Annotated in this window: 13 protein-coding genes and 3 rRNA genes; 13 read left to right on the top strand and 3 right to left on the bottom strand. The window is 68.3% G+C overall.

From position 1 onward, the window contains the following. Positions 1–153: 153 nt before the first annotated feature. Positions 154–2,598: a glycoside hydrolase family 31 protein gene (locus SA2016_RS17630; protein ID WP_084249616.1), complete on the top strand. Its 2,445-nt coding sequence runs from the start codon at positions 154–156 to the stop codon at positions 2,596–2,598. Positions 2,599–2,643: 45 nt separating this feature from the next. Here the strand turns inward: SA2016_RS17630 and SA2016_RS17625 are convergent, their stop codons facing one another. Further along, positions 2,644–4,701: an acyl-CoA dehydrogenase family protein gene (locus SA2016_RS17625; RefSeq protein ID WP_066500646.1), complete on the bottom strand. Its 2,058-nt coding sequence runs from the start codon at positions 4,699–4,701 to the stop codon at positions 2,644–2,646. Positions 4,702–5,003: 302 nt separating this feature from the next. Here SA2016_RS17625 and SA2016_RS17620 point away from each other — a divergent pair, with 302 nt between their 5' ends. After that, positions 5,004–5,852, top strand: a complete 849-nt coding sequence (locus SA2016_RS17620; RefSeq protein WP_066500645.1) for an esterase/lipase family protein — start codon at positions 5,004–5,006, stop codon at positions 5,850–5,852. 123 nt (positions 5,853–5,975) lie between these two features. Further along, positions 5,976–6,437 (top strand): SRPBCC family protein, encoded by a 462-nt coding sequence (locus tag SA2016_RS17615; protein WP_066500644.1) that lies wholly within the window; start codon positions 5,976–5,978, stop codon positions 6,435–6,437. 70 nt (positions 6,438–6,507) lie between these two features. Here SA2016_RS17615 and SA2016_RS17610 read toward each other — a convergent pair whose 3' ends face one another. Next, positions 6,508–7,152 carry an NADPH-dependent F420 reductase gene (locus SA2016_RS17610; RefSeq protein WP_066500643.1) on the bottom strand — a complete coding sequence of 215 codons (645 nt, stop codon included), beginning with the start codon at positions 7,150–7,152 and terminating at the stop codon, positions 6,508–6,510. 136 nt (positions 7,153–7,288) lie between these two features. On the opposite strand from SA2016_RS17610, the gene SA2016_RS17605 reads away from it, so the two are divergent. From SA2016_RS17605 to SA2016_RS17560, 10 genes are all read left to right on the top strand, one after another. Next, a complete protein-coding gene (locus SA2016_RS17605) occupies positions 7,289–7,624 on the top strand; it encodes an ArsR/SmtB family transcription factor (protein ID WP_066500635.1) in 336 nt (111 codons plus the stop codon). Next, on the top strand, positions 7,621–8,076 hold the full coding sequence (locus SA2016_RS17600) for an SRPBCC family protein (RefSeq protein WP_066500633.1): 456 nt from the start codon (positions 7,621–7,623) through the stop codon (positions 8,074–8,076). The genes SA2016_RS17605 and SA2016_RS17600 overlap by 4 nt, the downstream gene beginning before the upstream one ends. 231 nt (positions 8,077–8,307) lie before the next feature. Continuing rightward, on the top strand, positions 8,308–8,544 hold the full coding sequence (gene rpmB / locus SA2016_RS17595) for a 50S ribosomal protein L28 (protein ID WP_066500630.1): 237 nt from the start codon (positions 8,308–8,310) through the stop codon (positions 8,542–8,544). Then, entirely contained in the window at positions 8,544–8,714 is a 171-nt protein-coding gene (gene rpmG, locus SA2016_RS17590) for a 50S ribosomal protein L33 (protein ID WP_043122011.1), read from the top strand. Before rpmB ends, rpmG begins: the two co-directional genes overlap by 1 nt. Before the next feature lie 2 nt (positions 8,715–8,716). Then, on the top strand, positions 8,717–9,022 hold the full coding sequence (rpsN, locus tag SA2016_RS17585; protein WP_066500625.1) for a 30S ribosomal protein S14: 306 nt from the start codon (positions 8,717–8,719) through the stop codon (positions 9,020–9,022). A 625-nt stretch (positions 9,023–9,647) separates the two neighbouring features. After that, positions 9,648–11,171: ribosomal RNA gene (locus SA2016_RS17580) — 16S ribosomal RNA — on the top strand. A gap of 542 nt (positions 11,172–11,713) precedes the next feature. Beyond that, positions 11,714–14,840, top strand: a 23S ribosomal RNA gene (locus SA2016_RS17575). A 185-nt stretch (positions 14,841–15,025) separates the two neighbouring features. After that, positions 15,026–15,142, top strand: a 5S ribosomal RNA gene (rrf, locus tag SA2016_RS17570). The 16S, 23S and 5S rRNA genes sit together here, the layout of an rRNA operon. Before the next feature lie 122 nt (positions 15,143–15,264). After that, positions 15,265–16,197 carry an ABC transporter ATP-binding protein gene (locus SA2016_RS17565; protein ID WP_066500623.1) on the top strand — a complete coding sequence of 311 codons (933 nt, stop codon included), beginning with the start codon at positions 15,265–15,267 and terminating at the stop codon, positions 16,195–16,197. After that, positions 16,163–16,963, top strand: a complete 801-nt coding sequence (locus SA2016_RS17560; RefSeq protein WP_066500621.1) for an ABC transporter permease subunit — start codon at positions 16,163–16,165, stop codon at positions 16,961–16,963. Before SA2016_RS17565 ends, SA2016_RS17560 begins: the two co-directional genes overlap by 35 nt. Here the strand turns inward: SA2016_RS17560 and SA2016_RS17555 are convergent. Beyond that, positions 16,960–17,892, bottom strand: a complete 933-nt coding sequence (locus SA2016_RS17555) for an aminoglycoside phosphotransferase family protein (RefSeq protein WP_066500617.1) — start codon at positions 17,890–17,892, stop codon at positions 16,960–16,962. The two genes, SA2016_RS17560 and SA2016_RS17555, sit on opposite strands and share 4 nt — an antisense overlap. Positions 17,893–18,074 lie beyond the last annotated feature (182 nt).

Genomic DNA, 18,074 nt, shown 5'->3' with positions numbered 1-18,074 from the left:
CCGCTGACCGCTGACCGCGCTCGCCGCGCACGACGCCGGCCGCCCGCCTCCCGAGCCCGGCCCACCTCACGTCGCAGTCCAGGCCAGGGCACAGCGCCCGCCGCCGTCGTGCCCAGCGGTTCGGCCCCGCCCTCCGCGGGTAGGCTCCAGCACGTGACCGAGACCACGAGGACCGTCCGCCTGCCCGACCACCTCCGCCCGGTGACCTCGCCGCGCGCCCGGCCCGCCGCCGTCGTGCGCGGTCCCCACTACAGGATCACCGTGCTGACCTCGCGCCTGCTGCGCCTCGAGTACTCTCCCGACGGGGACTTCGAGGACCGTGCCTCCCAGGCGGTCCTGCACCGCGACCTGGAGCCGCCGGAGTTCAGGGTCCTCGACTCGGAGGGCCGGCTCGAGATCCTCACCGAGCACCTCCACCTCGTCTACGACCGGGGCGAGTTCGCCCCGCATGGGCTCTCGGTGAAGGTCCTGGGCGGGGTGAGCAACTACCACAGCGTGTGGCACTACGGCGAGGAGGGCGAGCGGAACCTGGGCGGGACGGCGCGCACCCTCGACGGGGTGGACGGCGCGTGCGCGCTCGAGCCGGGACTGATGTCCCGCTACGGCTTCTCGGTCCTCGACGACAGCAGCACGCTCGTCTTCGGCGATGACGGCTGGCTCGCGCCCCGCGCCCGCCCGGGTTCCGACGGCAACGCCGGAGGGCGGGTGGACCTCTACTTCTTCGGCTACGGGCGCGACTACAGAGCCTGCCTGCGTGACTACTACCGGATCTCCGGCCCCACCCCGCTCGTGCCGCGCTTCGCCCTCGGGAACTGGTGGAGCCGGTACCACCGGTACTCCGAGGAGGAGTACCGGGGCGTCATCGAGCGGTTCGCGGAGGCAGAGGTCCCCCTCTCCGTCGCCGTCCTGGACATGGACTGGCACCTCACGGAGATCGATCCGGCGCACGGGTCCGGCTGGACGGGCTACACCTGGAACCGCGAGCTCTTCCCCGACCCGGAGGGCTTCGCCCGGTGGCTCCACGGGCGGGGCCTCGCGCTGACCCTCAACGTCCACCCCGCGGACGGGATCGCCGCCCATGAGGAGGCGTACGAGCGCGCCGCGCTTGCCCTCGGCCTCGACCCTGCGGCCGGGGAGGCGATCGCGTTCGACCCGGCAGACCCGGAGTTCCTCAGCGCCTACCTGCGCGAGGTCCACCACCCGCTCGAGGAGGCGGGGGTGGACTTCTGGTGGCTCGACTGGCAGTCAGGACCGTACTCGCGCCTGCGCGGCCTCGACCCGCTGTGGGTGCTCAACCATGTGCACTTCCTCGATTCGGCCCGCGGGGGGCGCCTGCCCCTCACCTTCTCCCGGTACGCCGGCCCCGGCAGCCACCGGTATCCGATCGGGTTCTCCGGAGACACGATCGTCACGTGGGAGTCCCTCGCGTTCCAGCCCTACTTCACGGCGACCGCCTCGAACGTCGGGTACGGCTGGTGGAGCCACGACATCGGCGGCCACATGGGCGGCTACAAGGACGACGACCTCGCGGCCCGGTGGGTCCAGCTCGGGGTCTTCTCGCCGATCACGCGCCTGCACAGCTCGTCGATGCCGTTCACGGGGAAGGAGCCCTGGCGGTTCCGGCCCGATGCGGAGGCGGCGATGGAGGAGTTCCTGCGGCTGCGGCACCGGCTCGTGCCCTACCTCCACACGATGAACCACCGGGCCGCCGGCGAGGGCCGGCCCCTCGTTGAGCCCCTGTACTACGAGCATCCCGAAGCCGCCGAGGCGTACGAGGTCCCGAACCAGTTCCTCTTCGGGTCCGAGCTCATGGTCGCCCCGATCGTCTCGCTCCGGGACCGGGCGCTCCACCGCGCGAGCGTCACGGCCTGGCTCCCGCCGGGCGACTGGTTCGACGTCTTCACCGGGACGCGCTACCGGGGCGGCCGCCGGGTGCAGATGTTCCGCACGCTCGAGTCGATCCCCGTCCTGGCCCGGGCCGGGGCGATCCTGCCGCTGGCCGCAGGCCCGCCCGCGAATGGGGTCGCCTGCCCCGAGCGGATCGCGGTGCGCGTCTTCGGGGGCGCCTCCGGCACGTTCGAGCTGGTCGAGGACGACGGCAGCGGCGCCGCCGGGCGGCGCGAGCACCAGGTGCGGACGCCCATCGTGTTCGACTGGGACGCCGGCAGCCTGCGGGTGGGGCCCGCGCACGGGAGCGCCGACGGCGTGCCGCGCACCCGGGCCTGGGAGATCGCGATCGAGGGGATCAGCCGACCCGGTGCCGTGCGCGTCACGGCGGGCGGCCGGGAGCTGGACGCCGTGGCCGAGTACGACGAGCAGGCCGCGACCCTGCGCGTGGCGGCCGAGGGGATCGACGCCTCCGAGGCCCTCACCGTCACGGCGGGCGACGGCTTCGGCCTCGCGCCCAACCGGACCGTCCCCGCCGTCGAGCGGCTCCTGACCGACGTGCACGCGGAGTTCGCCGTCAAGGGCGAGGTCTACGCGCTCGTCGCCTCGGGCGCCCCGCCCGCCGCGGTCGTGGCCGCGCTCGCGGGCCTGGGGCTCGACGAGGGGCTCATGGGCGCCCTTCTGGAGCTCATCCTCGCCGACGCGGGGTGAGGGGGCCGGGCGCACGACGCCGGCCGTGCGCCGGGCGCGTCCGGCTCACCGCACGTCGCGGTGCAGGTCCGGCCGCGTGGCCGCACCGTCGCCGCGCGGCGCGATCCACGGCCCGGTGCCCTCGGACGGATCGAGGACGCCGTCCTCGAGCCACGTGAACCCGCCGGCGAGGACGCGGCGCGCGAGGCGCCGGTCGGCGTCGTCCGTGTTGTCCCACAGCGCCGCGAAGAGCGCCTCGACCCGGTGCCGCGACTGCTCGCAGAAGACCTCGGCGAGGTCACGGGCGCTTTCCGCGCCATCCGCCCCCACGGACCGCAAGTGCTCGGACCACGCGCACGTGGCCGCCATGGCGAACAGCTCGGCGCCGATGTCCACGATCCGTCCGAGGAATGCCTGCCGGTGCTCGAGGGCGGCCTGCCAGCGGCCCATGCCCACGAACGTGTGCCGGGCCAGGCGGCGGGAGGCCCGCTCCACATAGCGCAGGTGCTTGGCGAGGGTGCCGAACTCACGGTAGGCGCGCGGGTCGTTGCCCTCGCCCGCCAGGAGCCGGGGGAGCCACTTCATGTAGAAGCCCGAGGCGTCCTTGGCGGCGCGGGCCTTCTCGGAGAGGGTCGCGTCGGCGCGGGCGAGGTCGCCGGCGGCGGCGAGGTGGGCATCCACCGCCTCGCGGGCGATCAGCAGGCGCATGATCTCGGTGGAGCCCTCGAAGATGCGGTTGATGCGCAGGTCGCGCAGCAGCTGCTCGGCCGGCACCGCCCGCTCTCCCCGGGCCCTCAGCGACTCGGCGGTCTCGTAGCCGCGGCCGCCACGGATCTGCACGAGCTCGTCGGCGACGGTGTACGCCATCTCCGAGGACCACAGCTTGGCCAGCGCCGCCTCGATCCGGACGTCCTTCATGCCCGCGTCGGCGAGCGCGGCGGAGACCTCGAAGACGGCCTCGAGCGCGAACGTGGTTGCGGCCATGAAGGCGATCTTCGTGGCGACGGCCTCGTGCTCGCCGATCGGGCGGCCCCACTGGACGCGGGCCGAGGACCAGCCGCGGGCGATCTTGAGGGACCACTTCGCGCCCCCGGCGCACATGGCCGGGATCGAGAGCCGGCCGGTGTTGAGGGTGGTGAGCGCGATCTTGAGGCCCTGCCCCTCCCGGCCCACGCGGTTCGCGGCGGGCACCCGGACGCCGTCGAACCGGGTCACGCCGTTCTCCAGGCCCTTGAGCCCCATGAAGGAGTTGCGGTTCTCCACGGTGATCCCGGGGGTGTCCATCTCCACGACGAACGCCGTGATCCCGCCCTTGCCGGCGGCGACGGCTTCCCCTCCCGCCGTGCTGGCGGATCCGTGGGGGAGGACCGTGGCCATGATGACCACGAGCTCGGCGATCACGCCGTTGGTGGTCCACAGCTTGGACCCGTCCAGGACGTAGCTGAGGCCGTCCTCGGAGAGCCGTGCCGTGGTGGTGAGCCGGGCCGGGTCTGAGCCGACGTCCGGTTCCGTGAGGAGAAAGGCGGTCACGGCACCCGCCGCGCAGCGCGGGAGGAACTGCCGCTTCTGCTCCGCCGAGCCGAACATCTTCACCGGCTCGGGCACGCCGATGGACTGGTGCGCGGACAGGAGCGCGCCGAGCGAGGGGTGGAGGGAACCGATGAGCATGAGCGCCCGCCCGTAGTAGGCGAGGGAGAGGCCGAGGCCGCCGTACTCGGTGGGGATCTTCATCCCGAAGGCGCCGATGTCCGCGAGGGAGCGGAGGTACTCGTCCGGGACGCGGTCCTCGGCCTCGATGCGGCCGCCGTCCATCCCCGCCAGCACCCCGCGGAGCCGGGCGAGGAACGCTTCCCCGCGCTCGGAGTCCTCGGACGAGGACTCGGGGACAGGGTGCATGAGGTCCCACTGGAAGTCGCCCAGGTAGAGGGCCTTGGCGAAGCTCGGCCGCTCCCATGCCGTCTGCCGGCTGGCCTCGGCGACGGCGCGGGACTCCTCCCAGCCCGGGGCCTTCCCCTCGGCCGCGCTGGCCGCCGAGATGCGGGCCGCTTCAGCACTGGCCGCCTCGGTACCGGCTGCTTCGGTGCTGGCTGCTTCGGCGCTGGCAGGGTCGATGTCCGTGCTCATGGCGGTTCCCTAGCGTCCAGGGGCCGCCGTGGGCCGGTGACCCTTCAGCTGTTGACCCATGGTACGCCGCGGAGCTACTCGCGGGTAAGGGGGCCGAAGGTCCCAGGGTGCGCGGCTCGGGGGCGCGAGGATGTGCAGGAATCCGGCAGCTGCGGCGGGAAACTGGGACCGGGCTCTCGGCGGCTCCTGCACATCCGTGCATATGACGTGGATCACCCTTGCGGCCCGAGCGGGACCTACTGGAGGGTAACTTGCAGTCCGCGGGCAACGGAGCCCGCGGCCCGAGACACTGGAGGTCGCCGATGCGCCGAATCCACCTCACCGCCCTGCTCTCCGCCGCCCTGCTGGCCCTCGGCCTCGTCGCGGCGCCCGCCGCCCAGGCAGACTCGGTCTCACCCGACCCGCCGGGCGCGAACGACTTCACGTGCAAGCCCTCCGCCGTGCACCCCTACCCGGTGGTCCTCGTCCCCGGCACGTTCGAGACGATGTACAAGAACTGGGCCCTGCTCTCGCCGGTCCTCAAGGACCAGGGCTACTGCGTGTTCTCCCTCAACTACGGCGTGGTCAACGGCGTGCCCGCGAGCGGCCCCGTCACGGACTCCGCAGCCGAGCTCGGGCAGTTCGTGCAGTCCGTGCTCGGCGCGACCGGGGCCAAGCAGGTCGACCTCGTGGGGCACAGCCAGGGCGGCATGATGCCGCGCTACTACATGGGCTTCCTCGGCGGGGCCAAGTACGTGCACCAGCTGATCGGCATCGCCCCGTCAAACCACGGGACGCAGGGACTCATCGCCCCGTCGCCGGCCGGCATGGTCCTCGACACGACCGCCACGAGCACGGCGTGCCAGGCGTGTGCCGACCAGTACGCCGGCTCGGCCTTCATGGCCCAGCTCAACTCCATCGGCGACACCGTGGCGGGGCCGGCGTACACCGTCATCTCCACGCGCTACGACGAGGTGGTCACCCCGTACACGTCCCAGGCGCTGGCAGGCTCGTCCAAGCAGGTCACCAACCTCGTGCTCCAGGACTACTGCCCGCTCGACACCATCGAGCACGACCAGTCGCCCAACGACCCGAACGTCTGGGCCCTCGTCTCCAATGCCCTCCTGCAGGCCGGTCCCGCGGACCCCTCCTACCGTCCGGTCTGCGCCTGAACCCCTTCTCCCTCGATGCACGACGCCGGCCCCGCGCCCTCGGCTCCTTGCGAGCGAAAGGCGCGGGGCCGGCGTCGTCCGCGCCGCCTTCCGCGGGCCCGCGCAGGCTGGTTGACTGGCGGTATGACTGAATCCCCCTCCGCAGAGTCCCGCGTGGTGAGCGCCGAGCGCGTCATCGAGGCGCCGGACACCGCCATCTTCGACCTCATCGCCGACCCGGCCGCCCAGCCGCGGTGGGACGGCAACGACAACCTCGGCGAGGCCGGCGCCGGACAGCGCGTCACGGGCGTGGGCGACGTCTTCCGGATGACCCTGACCAAGGGAGCGGTCCGCGAGAACCACGTCGTCGAGTTCGAGGAGGGCCGCCGCATCGCGTGGATGCCGGCCGAGGAGGGCAAGGCGCCGATCGGCCAGCTGTGGCGCTGGGAGCTCGAGTCGCAGGGGGAGGGTCGCACGCTCGTGCGGCACACCTACGACTGGACCCGGCTCGAGGACCCGCAGCGCCTTCCTCGGGCCCGCGCCACCACGCCGGAGAAGCTCCGGGCCTCCGTGGACCGGCTGGCCGCGCTCGCCGAGGGCCGCTAGGGGCCACCGCGCGGGAGCGGCGCAGGGGACCACACCCGGTGCGGTCCCCTGCGCGAGCTGCGGGCGCGGCTCAGACGGCCGGGAGGAACTTCAGCGCCGAGTTCCACTGGTACTCGGGGAGCGAGTCGTTGGCCGAGAGCAGGATGTTCAAGAAGCCGGTCTGCTCGAGCTGCTGGGCGCGGCGCAGCGGCCCGACTACCACGGCGTTGAGGCTCGCGGCGGAGACGAAGTCCGCGACGGACCGCACGGCGGCCTCGTCGTCGCCCGCGATCAGCACGTCGAGCTCCTGGCCCGACACCGCGCCGGAGACGAGCGTTCCGCCGAAGGTCGTGTTGAACGCCTTGACGACCTTGGCCGGGGTCAGCTTCTGGATCTCCTCGGCCGCGGAGGTGCCCGCCGCGACGGCGAGGCCGTCGAAGGTGGAGAAGTCGACCGGGTTGGTGATGTCCACGTAGACCTTGCCGGCGAGGGCGTCGCCGTACTGGGAGGCGATGGCCTTCGAGGCGTCGAAGTACACGGCGGGGACCACCATGGCGCCCGTGATGTCGTCGCCGAGCACGCCCGCGGTGACCGTCCCGCCGAGCTCCGCGGCGAGCGCCTCTGCCTTCGCGCGGTCCTCGTGGGCGAGGAGCTGGACGGTCCTGCCCGCGGCGACCGCGCGGGAGGCGATGCCGCGCGCCATGCTGCCGGTTCCGATGATGGTGATGTCGCTCATGATGGTCTTCCTTCTGTGTGGGTCAGGCTGTGTGCTCCAGGGCCTTACTTGAAGCTACAACTAAAGTCGTGCCAAATCCATTCCCGCCCCTTCGCACTGGTTGACGCGTAGGAAATTTCCTACATAAACTGTCCGCATGCCCCGTCAGCGCCGGGAGACCCCCACCGACCACGTGTTCGCGGCCCTCGCCCACCCGGTCCGGAGGGACCTCCTCGCGGCGCTCCTCGAGGGCGCGCAGACGGCGCAGGCGCTCGCCGACCGCTACGAGATGGCCCGGCCCAGCGTCGCCGAGCACCTCAAGGTGCTGCGCGGCGTCGGCCTCGTCGCCGAGCGCCAGGCGGGACGGAACCGCTACTACTCGCTCACGCCGGAGCCCCTCGCGCTGCTGCGGGCCTGGCTCGAGCCGTACGAGGACTTCTGGCGAGGCCGCGTCCCGCGGCTCGCCGCACTGCTGGAGAAAGAGGAACCATGACCGACACCACCGAGGACCGGACCGCCGTCCGCGTCGAGGACTTCCTGCCGCAGCCGCCGGCCGCGGTGTGGCACGCGCTCACCACGCCCGAGCTGCTCGCCCAGTGGCTCATGCCCAACGACTTCGCCCCCGTGGTGGGCCACCGCTTCCACTTCCGCACCGAGCCGATCCCGGCCGCGCGCTTCTCCGGGGTCATCGCGTGCGAGGTCCTCGAGCTCCGCGAGCCGGACCTGCTCGTCATCTCCTGGGCGGACGAGGGGGAGGGGAACGACATGGACACGACCGTCGCCTTCCGCCTCGAGGCGCACGACGGCGGCACGCGCCTCACGATCCTCCAGGCGGGCTACCGCCCGGACCACCCGGGAGACCAGATGGCGCGTACGATCATGGGCGGCGGCTGGGGCGGCCGGATCCTCGCCAGGCTCAAGGAGACGGTGGGCGGGGCGCGCTGATTTGCGGCACCCGGGCGCGCCGCCTAGTATTTAACGCTGTCGTATGCAGTGGTTTCCACTATCGGCACTGAAGTCACCGTCAAACCGCGGCGAGGGAACTTCGGCTGGCTCTCACCCCGCCTGGTTCACCCTCCGGAAAGCTGCAGGCGAACGGTGCATCGAGGTGGCGGGACGCTCATGCGGAACGCCATTTTTACTGCAACTGTTTGACTACACCTTGGAGGAGCGAACATGGCAGCGCATTGCCAGGTGACCGGGGCATCGCCCTCGTTCGGTCACAGCATTTCCCACTCGCACCGCCGCACCAAGCGTCGGTTCGACCCCAACATCCAGAAGAAGCGCTACTGGGTCCCGTCCCTGCGCCGCAACGTCACCCTGACGGTGTCGGCCCGTGGTATCAAGACCATCGACGTCCGCGGCATTGACGCGGTTGTCTCCGAGCTGCTTGCGAAGGGTGTGAAGCTCTGATGGCCAAGAAGGACAAGGACGCTCGTCCCATCATCAAGCTCAAGTCCACGGCGGGCACCGGGTACACCTACGTGACCCGCAAGAACCGCCGGAACGACCCCGATCGCCTGGTCATGAAGAAGTACGACCCGGTTGTCCGCAAGCACGTTGACTTCCGAGAGGAGCGCTAAACATGGCCAAGAAGTCCAAGATTGCCCGCAACGAGCAGCGCAAGGCCATCGTTGAGCACTACGCCGCGAAGCGCGCCGAGCTGAAGAAGACCCTCGTCGACGAGAACGCCACCGACGAGGCCCGCGAGGCCGCTCGCCTCGGTCTGCAGAAGCTCCCGCGCAACGCCTCGCCGGTGCGCCTGCGCAACCGCGACCAGATCGACGGCCGCCCCCGCGGCACGTTCCAGAAGTTCGGCATCTCGCGCGTCCGCTTCCGCGAGATGGCCCACAAGGGCGAGCTTCCGGGCGTTACCAAGTCGTCCTGGTAGGCACTGCGCCGTTTCCGGCGAAGTACCAGACCCGTCCGAAGGGCGGCACCCCGCGTGGGTGCCGCCCTTCGGCGTTCCCGGGGTCGGTCACGGAGGCTGGGGCGCCGTTGGATGCCGCCTTGGGGGAGGGGAGTGGGCCGCCGGCCCCGGGGGTGCCTGCGGGAGGCTGGTGCGACACGCCCGGGATGCAGCCGATTTGCCCGGCACCTGCCCCACCGGTAATGTTTTCGAAGTCGTCGGGGGTTGCCGCGGAAACGCGGAGGACACAGACGGCCAAACCCCACCAGACGAACCGGAAACGGAAGCGATGAGTCGCGGCCGGAAACGCGGTTCGGGTGGCTTTCCACGAAGAGAATCCGAAATACACGGATTTGCGCCGGGAAAGACGCTCTGGTAGGTTTGAGAAGTTGCTCCGGGAGGGCCTGACTGGTTCTGGTTGTTACCGGGTGCGGCGTGTTGTTTGAGAACTCAATAGTGTGCCAAGTTTGTTGATGCCATTTTTTATGGTTGTCAAATGTGCCTGTTGCTGTGCACCCCCGTGCACGGCAGTGGGTGTTTGATGCCGGATCATTTTCTGCTGGCCGGGTGTGCCTCATTTTCCTGGGGTTCCTGGTTGGCGTGTTCTTTGACGGAGAGTTTGATCCTGGCTCAGGATGAACGCTGGCGGCGTGCTTAACACATGCAAGTCGGACGATGAAGCCCTTCGGGGTGGATTAGTGGCGAACGGGTGAGTAACACGTGAGCAACCTGCCCTTGACTCTGGGATAAGCCTGGGAAACTGGGTCTAATACCGGATAGGACCCCTTGCCGCATGGTGGGGGGTGGAAAGCCTTGTGCGGTCTTGGATGGGCTCGCGGCCTATCAGCTTGTTGGTGGGGTGATGGCCTACCAAGGCGACGACGGGTAGCCGGCCTGAGAGGGTGACCGGCCACACTGGGACTGAGACACGGCCCAGACTCCTACGGGAGGCAGCAGTGGGGAATATTGCACAATGGGCGGAAGCCTGATGCAGCGACGCCGCGTGGGGGATGACGGCCTTCGGGTTGTAAACCCCTTTCGGCAGGGAACAAGCCCCTTGGGGTGAGGGTACCTGCGGAAGAAGCGCCGGCTAACTACGTGCCAGCAGCCGCGGTAATACGTAGGGCGCGAGCGTTATCCGGAATTATTGGGCGTAAAGAGCTCGTAGGCGGTTTGTCGCGTCTGCTGTGAAAGCCCGGGGCTCAACCCCGGGTCTGCAGTGGGTACGGGCAGGCTGGAGTGCAGTAGGGGAGACTGGAATTCCTGGTGTAGCGGTGAAATGCGCAGATATCAGGAGGAACACCGATGGCGAAGGCAGGTCTCTGGGCTGTAACTGACGCTGAGGAGCGAAAGCATGGGGAGCGAACAGGATTAGATACCCTGGTAGTCCATGCCGTAAACGTTGGGCACTAGGTGTGGGGGCCATTCCACGGTTTCCGCGCCGCAGCTAACGCATTAAGTGCCCCGCCTGGGGAGTACGGCCGCAAGGCTAAAACTCAAAGGAATTGACGGGGGCCCGCACAAGCGGCGGAGCATGCGGATTAATTCGATGCAACGCGAAGAACCTTACCAAGGCTTGACATGTGCCGGACCGTCCCAGAGATGGGGCTTCCCTTCGGGGCCGGTTCACAGGTGGTGCATGGTTGTCGTCAGCTCGTGTCGTGAGATGTTGGGTTAAGTCCCGCAACGAGCGCAACCCTCGTTCCATGTTGCCAGCACTTCGGGTGGGGACTCATGGGAGACTGCCGGGGTCAACTCGGAGGAAGGTGGGGACGACGTCAAATCATCATGCCCCTTATGTCTTGGGCTTCACGCATGCTACAATGGCCGGTACAAAGGGTTGCGATACTGTGAGGTGGAGCCAATCCCAGAAAGCCGGTCTCAGTTCGGATTGGGGTCTGCAACTCGACCCCATGAAGTCGGAGTCGCTAGTAATCGCAGATCAGCAACGCTGCGGTGAATACGTTCCCGGGCCTTGTACACACCGCCCGTCAAGTCACGAAAGTCGGTAACACCCGAAGCCGGTGGCCCAACCCCTTGTGGGAGGGAGCCGTCGAAGGTGGGACTGGCGATTGGGACTAAGTCGTAACAAGGTAGCCGTACCGGAAGGTGCGGCTGGATCACCTCCTTTCTAAGGAGCAGCGCCCCTGCCGGGGGCGGCCCGCATGGGCCGTGCCGGTGCGGGGGGAGCAGCGGCCCGCTGCGGGAGCGTTCGTCTCCCGGCGGGTGCTCATGGGTGGAACATCGACGGATTCGTGGCCCGTGCCCCTGGTACGGCCTGTGGCCCCAGTACGCCCCCGCACTCCGGTGTGGGCGGTTGGAAGAGGTTCCGGGCCGGTTCGTCCGGGGGGTGGGGTCCTTGGCACACTGTTGGGTCCTGGGGCAACACGCCCTGCGCCCCCGTTTTGCTCCTGTGCCCCCTGTGTGGGGGTGCGGGGTGTGTGGGGGTGCTGGTTCCCGCCTTCCCGTGCCGTGCGGCCCTGCCGCATGGGTGCAGGTTGTGGGGGTTGTTGTTTGAGAACTGTATAGTGGACGCGAGCATCTAGCAATTTCTTCCTGCCGCGCTGTGCCCTGCCCTGTGGGGTGGTGGTGTGGTCGTGGCGGGTCGAGTTTTCTTGTAGGTGTGTGCATGCATGTTTTGCGTGTGTGTGCGCCCTTTGTGGTTTCTTCTGTGTTGAAGTTTCCAAGGGCGCACGGTGGATGCCTTGGCATCGGGAGCCGATGAAGGACGTGGGAATCTGCGATAAGCCTGGGGGAGTCGATAACCGGACTGTGAGCCCAGGGTCTCCGAATGGGGGAACCCCGCCGCACTTGATGCGGTGACCCGCCGTTGAACGCATAGACGGTGTGGAGGGAACGCGGGGAAGTGAAACATCTCAGTACCCGCAGGAAGAGAAAACAACAGTGATTCCGTCAGTAGTGGCGAGCGAACGCGGATGTGGCCAAACCGTGCGCGTGTGATACCCGGCAGGGGTTGCGCGCAGGGGGTTGTGGGGCCTGGCTTCGATCATCTGCCGGTGGTCGGGGGCGAGTGCAGCAGTGTAGGCGAACGGTCTTGAAGGGCCGGCCGTAGAGGGTGTGAGTCCCGTAGCCGTAACGCTGGTCTGCCGTCCTTGCCGGTGTCCCCAAGTAGCACGGGGCCCGAGAAATCCCGTGCGAATCTGTCAGGACCACCTGATAAGCCTGAATACTACCCGATGACCGATAGCGGACAAGTACCGTGAGGGAAAGGTGAAAAGTACCCCGGGAGGGGAGTGAAACAGTACCTGAAACCGTGCGCCTACAAACCGTCAGAGCCGGCCCCGTTGGGGGTGCGGTGATGGCGTGCCTTTTGAAGAATGAGCCTGCGAGTCAGTGCCACGTCGCGAGGTTAACCCGTGTGGGGGAGCCGTAGCGAAAGCGAGTCTGAACAGGGCGTTCAGTGGCGTGGTCTGGACCCGAAGCGGAGTGATCTACCCATGGCCAGGTTGAAGCGACGGTAAGACGTCGTGGAGGACCGAACCCACTTCAGTTGAAAATGGAGGGGATGAGCTGTGGGTAGGGGTGAAAGGCCAATCAAACTCCGTGATAGCTGGTTCTCCCCGAAATGCATTTAGGTGCAGCGTTGCGTGTTTCTTGCCGGAGGTAGAGCTACTGGATGGCCGATGGGCCCCACAAGGTTACTGACGTCAGCCAAACTCCGAATGCCGGCAAGTGAGAGCGCAGCAGTGAGACTGCGGGGGATAAGCTTCGTAGTCGAGAGGGAAACAGCCCGGACCACCGGCTAAGGCCCCCAAGCGTGTGCTAAGTGGGAAAGGATGTGGAGTTGCCCAGACAACCAGGAGGTTGGCTTAGAAGCAGCCACCCTTGAAAGAGTGCGTAATAGCTCACTGGTCAAGTGATTCCGCGCCGACAATGTAGCGGGGCTCAAGCACACCGCCGAAGCCGTGGCAGTCCCACGTGCACCCTAGCCTTCGTGGTTCAGGGGTGGGGCTGGGTAGGGGAGCGTCGTGCGGGCAGTGAAGCCCCCGGGTGACCGAGGGGTGGAGGCCGCACGAGTGAGAATGCAGGCATGAGTAGCGAAAGACGGGTGGGAAACCCGTCCGCCGGATGATCAAGGGTTCCAGGGTCAAGCTCATCTGCCCTGGGTAAGTCGGGACCTAAGGCGAGGCCGACAGGCGTAGTCGATGGACAACGGGTCGATATTCCCGTACCGGCGAAGGACCGCCCATGCCGGACAGCCGATGCTGACCGCCCGGACCCCACACCCCATGCCTTCGGGCATGGACCGTGGGGCGAGCGCGGGGACCAGAGCTGCGAGGCAAGCGTATTAACAGGTGTGACGCAGGAAGGCAGCCCGGCCAGGCGATGGTTGACCTGGTCCAAGGATGTAGGGCGCGCGGTCGGCAAATCCGCCGCGCACAGGGCCTGAGATCCGACGGGACCCCCTCACGGGGGGATCGGGTGATCCTATGCTGCCGAGAAAAGCATCGACGCGAGGTCCCAGCCGCCCGTACCCCAAACCGACACAGGTGATCAGGTAGAGAATACCAAGGCGATCGAGAGAATCACGGTCAAGGAACTCGGCAAAATGCCCCCGTAACTTCGGGAGAAGGGGGACCCTGACCTTGAACAGGCCGCGCGCCTGGGAGGGGATATGGGTCGCAGAGACCAGGGGGAAGCGACTGTTTACTAAAAACACAGGTCCGTGCGAAGTCGCAAGACGATGTATACGGACTGACTCCTGCCCGGTGCTGGAAGGTTAAGAGGACCCGTCAGCCAGCAATGGCGAAGCGGAGAATTCAAGCCCCAGTAAACGGCGGTGGTAACTATAACCATCCTAAGGTAGCGAAATTCCTTGTCGGGTAAGTTCCGACCTGCACGAATGGAGTAACGACTTCCCCGCTGTCTCGACCGTGAACTCGGCGAAATTGCACTACGAGTAAAGATGCTCGTTACGCGCAGCAGGACGGAAAGACCCCGAGACCTTCACTACAGTTTGGTATTGGTGTTCGGAGCGGCTTGTGTAGGATAGGTGGGAGACTGTGAAGCGGGCACGCCAGTGCCGGTGGAGTCATCGTTGAAATACCACTCTGGTCGCTTTGGACACCTGAACCTCGGCCCGTGATCCGGGTCAGGGACAGTGCCTGACGGGTAGTTTAACTGGGGCGGTTGCCTCCCAAAGAGTAACGGAGGCGCCCAAAGGTCCCCTCAGCCTGGTCGGCAACCAGGTGGCGAGTGCAAGTGCACAAGGGGGCTTGACTGTGAGAGAGACATCTCGAGCAGGGACGAAAGTCGGGACTAGTGATCCGGCGGCACCTCGTGGAAGGGCCGTCGCTCAACGGATAAAAGGTACCTCGGGGATAACAGGCTGATCTTGCCCAAGAGTCCATATCGACGGCATGGTTTGGCACCTCGATGTCGGCTCGTCGCATCCTGGGGCTGGAGTAGGTCCCAAGGGTTGGGCTGTTCGCCCATTAAAGCGGTACGCGAGCTGGGTTTAGAACGTCGTGAGACAGTTCGGTCCCTATCCGCTGCGCGCGCAGGAGATCTGAGAAGGGCTGTCCTCAGTACGAGAGGACCGGGACGGACGAACCTCTGGTGTGCCAGTTGTACCGCCAGGTGCACGGCTGGTTGGCTACGTTCGGATGGGATAACCGCTGAAAGCATCTAAGCGGGAAGCCCGCTTCAAGATGAGATCTCCACGCCCGTCAAGGGCGAGAGGCCCCCAGCAGACCACTGGGTTGATAGGCCGGACGTGGAAACGAGGACTGAAGACTCGTGAAGCCGACCGGTACTAATAGGCCGACAACCTCAACACACCACACCCCCCACCACCGCAAGGAAAAAAAGGGGGTGTGCGAACCACAGAATGCTCCGCGTCCACCATACGGTCCCCAGACAACAAACCCCGGGGAACCCCGCCACAACCGAATACACATCACGGAAACCCGTGACCACAGACCACCCACCCACCCCCACCGGGGCCGGGAAGGGTAGAAGGGTTACGGCGGCCATAGCGTGGGGGAAACGCCCGGACCCATCCCGAACCCGGAAGCTAAGACCCACAGCGCCGATGGTACTGCACCCGCGAGGGTGTGGGAGAGTAGGACACCGCCGGACAACACCACACGGTCGAGCCCCCCAACCACCCGGTTGGGGGGCTCCCGCACTTAACACGCACAAACGGACATGAGCGCCCTTCGGCCCTACGCGCGTCTTCCAGCGGGCCGGATACTGGCGGCATGCGCACGGACGTGCCGGTCGTCCTCGACGGCCTGACCAAGCGGTTCCATCGGACCACGGCCCTCGATGCCGTGAGCCTCGAGATCGAGCCCGGGGAGGTCTTCGGGTACCTGGGGCCGAACGGCGCCGGGAAGACCACCACGATGAGGATGCTGGTGGGGATGCTGCGCCCCTCCGCCGGCTCCGCGCGGGTGTACGGACTCGACACCTGGCGGCAGGCGGTCGCCGTCCACCGCGCGGTCGGATACGTGCCCGGGGAGCCGGCGCTCTATCCGCGGCTCACGGGGCTCGAGCACATCGACTACCTCAGCCACCTCCGGGGCCGCGCCGACCGTCCCATGGCCCGTGCCGTCGCCGAGCGGCTCGGGCTGGACCTGACGCGGCGCAGCCGCACGCTCTCGCGCGGCAACCGCCAGAAGCTGGCCATCGTGCTCGCCCTCATGTCCGCTCCCCGCCTCCTCATCCTCGACGAGCCGACGAGCGGGCTCGACCCGCTGGTCCAGCGCGAGTTCCACGCCCTGCTGCGCGAGCACACCCAAGGAGGCGGCGCCGTCCTCCTCTCCTCCCACATCCTGGGCGACGTCCAGCGCGTCGCCGACCGGATCGGCGTCGTGCGGGAAGGCCGGCTGGTCGCGGTCGAGCGCCTCGCCGACCTCAGCGGGAAGTCGCTCCACCACGTGCGGGCCTCGTTCGCGGACGGGGTGCGGGCCGAGGACTTCGGGGGCATCCCGGGCGTGCGGGACCTGGAGCTGCGGGGCTCGATTTTGACGTGCAGCGCCCCGCAGTCGGCCCTCGACGTCCTGCTCAAGCGCGTCAGCGGCCATGCTGTGCTCGACTTCGAATGCGCCGAGGCGGAGCTCGACGAGATGTTCCTGGCCTACTACTCAGGAGACGGCCATGCTGACCAGCGTGCTGCTCAAGACGCTGCGTGACCAGTCGAGGGCCCTCCTCGGGTGGGCGGCAGCCCTTATCGTCATCGTCGCGATGTACGTGGCCATCTGGCCCAGCATCCGGGACCAGCCGTCCATGAACGCCTTCCTGGACCAGATGCCGGACGCCCTCCGCAACCTCTTCGCCATGTCGGGCGCCGACATGTCCACCCCGGTCGGCTACATCAAGATCGAGCTCCTGTCCTTCATGGGGCCGATCGCCGTCCTCCTCTATGCCATCGGCACGGGAGTCGGCGCGATCGCGGGGGAGGAGGAGCGCCACACGCTCGAGTTCCTGCTCGCCGCGCCGGTCGGCCGGCCGCGGATCGTGCTCGAGAAGGCGGCGGCCATGGCCGTCGGGACCGCGTTCCTCGTGGTGGTGATGGGCGCCGCCCTGCTGTGGGAGGGCACCTGGACGGGCATGGACCTGCCCGCAGACCGCGTCTTCGCCGCGATGGCCCACTTGGGGCTGCTCGGCCTCGTGTTCGGCTCCTTCGGGCTCGCGCTGTCCGCCGCCACGGGGCGGCCCGGCCTCAGCAGGGGCCTCCCCGTCGCCGTGGCCGTCCTCGCCTACGCGGTCAGCGGCCTCGGTGGGGTGGTCGACTGGCTGAAGCCCCTCCAGAAGTACTCGCCGTTCTACCAGTACTCGGGACATGACCCGCTCGTGAACGGCCTCGACTGGCCGAGCGTGGGCATCGCGGCCGCGACCGCGGCGGTGCTCGTCGCGGCCGCCGTGGTCGGGTTCCGGCGCCGGGACACCGCGGTCTAGGCGAACCAGTCGACGACGCGGGCCAGCATGCGCCGCCCCTCCTCCTCGAACGCGGCGTCACCCACCTCGCGGGACCACACGATGGTCCCAAGGGCCTGCAGGATATTGTCCAGCCGCCACGAGTCCGACTCCTCGGCCGGCTCGCGGCCGTAGCCGGCGTAGAACGCCGCCCGCAGCCCGCCGCCGTCGTGCCCGGCACCGTCCTGCTCGCCGCCGTCTCCGGTCGAGCCGGAGCCTGCATCCTGGGAGGGCTGGAACCACTGGTGCTCGAGGCGGACGAGGTCGGTGACCCAGGGCCGGTAGCCCGAGCGGCCCCAGTCGATCACGTGCACGAGGCCGCCGGCGGCCGGGTCGCCGTCCACGACCCAGTTCCGCGGCGTGTAGTCCCCGTGGGTCGCGGACAGCCAGCGGGGCGCGCTGCGGTGTGCGGCCGCGAGGCGCTCAGCGGCGCGCAGGTGCCCGGGCGGCGCGAGGCCGGCCGCGCGGGCGAGGAAGTCGTCGACCTTGTTCAGGACGGCGGCGTCGTAGCCCGTGGTCTGCTCCCGGGGCACGTGCACGCGGGCCAGGAGCTCGCCGGCCTGCCGGAACACCTCGGGCGAGCGCTCGTGCGGGCTTCCCGCGACGAGGTTCCCCGGGAGCCACGAGGCCGCGACGACCCCCGCCCGCGTGTCCGCGTGGAGCAGGCGTGCGGCGCGGGGCGGCGTCAGGGCCAGGAGCGGGCCGGTCATCTGCCGGTGCGCGCGGGCCTCCCGGATGAGGTGGTGCTTCGTCTCGGAGGCCTTGACGACCACCGGGCCGCCCGCCGTCCTCAGGCGCAGCACCGCGATGCCTTGGAGCCCCCACGAGAGGTCCTCCTCGAGGACCCAGCCGGGGAACCACGCGTCGACGACCGCCCGCTGGGGCGGAGTCAGGGGCGTCGCATCGGGCACGCCTCCACGCTACCGGCCGGCGAAATGATGAGTACAGGACGGTGCAGGCGCTCCGCACTGTGCTCTCCCCAGCATTTCCGGGGGAGGCGGGCCGCCGGGGCAGCAAGTGGGATGATCGCTCCCACATTGTGCCCGGTGGGGCCCGCTCGGGGCCCAAAATGGGCCAGAATCCCCGGAAACAC

Origin of the sequence: Sinomonas atrocyanea (assembly GCF_001577305.1) — a bacterium.
Lineage (GTDB): Bacteria > Actinomycetota > Actinomycetes > Actinomycetales > Micrococcaceae > Sinomonas > Sinomonas atrocyanea.
This window is presented reverse-complemented; position numbering and strand designations above follow the sequence as displayed.

What these genes read in the sequence shown, in the direction of transcription:
- SA2016_RS17625 (WP_066500646.1), bottom strand. Translation starts at nt 4,701, where the DNA reads ATGAGCACGGACATCGACCCTGCCAGCGCCGAAGCAGCCAGCACCGAA.
- SA2016_RS17620 (WP_066500645.1), top strand. Translation starts at nt 5,004, where the DNA reads ATGCGCCGAATCCACCTCACCGCCCTGCTCTCCGCCGCCCTGCTGGCC.
- SA2016_RS17615 (WP_066500644.1), top strand. Translation starts at nt 5,976, where the DNA reads ATGACTGAATCCCCCTCCGCAGAGTCCCGCGTGGTGAGCGCCGAGCGC.
- SA2016_RS17610 (WP_066500643.1), bottom strand. Translation starts at nt 7,152, where the DNA reads ATGAGCGACATCACCATCATCGGAACCGGCAGCATGGCGCGCGGCATC.
- SA2016_RS17605 (WP_066500635.1), top strand. Translation starts at nt 7,289, where the DNA reads ATGCCCCGTCAGCGCCGGGAGACCCCCACCGACCACGTGTTCGCGGCC.
- SA2016_RS17600 (WP_066500633.1), top strand. Translation starts at nt 7,621, where the DNA reads ATGACCGACACCACCGAGGACCGGACCGCCGTCCGCGTCGAGGACTTC.
- rpmB (WP_066500630.1), top strand. Translation starts at nt 8,308, where the DNA reads ATGGCAGCGCATTGCCAGGTGACCGGGGCATCGCCCTCGTTCGGTCAC.
- rpmG (WP_043122011.1), top strand. Translation starts at nt 8,544, where the DNA reads ATGGCCAAGAAGGACAAGGACGCTCGTCCCATCATCAAGCTCAAGTCC.
- rpsN (WP_066500625.1), top strand. Translation starts at nt 8,717, where the DNA reads ATGGCCAAGAAGTCCAAGATTGCCCGCAACGAGCAGCGCAAGGCCATC.
- SA2016_RS17565 (WP_066500623.1), top strand. Translation starts at nt 15,265, where the DNA reads ATGCGCACGGACGTGCCGGTCGTCCTCGACGGCCTGACCAAGCGGTTC.
- SA2016_RS17560 (WP_066500621.1), top strand. Translation starts at nt 16,163, where the DNA reads ATGCTGACCAGCGTGCTGCTCAAGACGCTGCGTGACCAGTCGAGGGCC.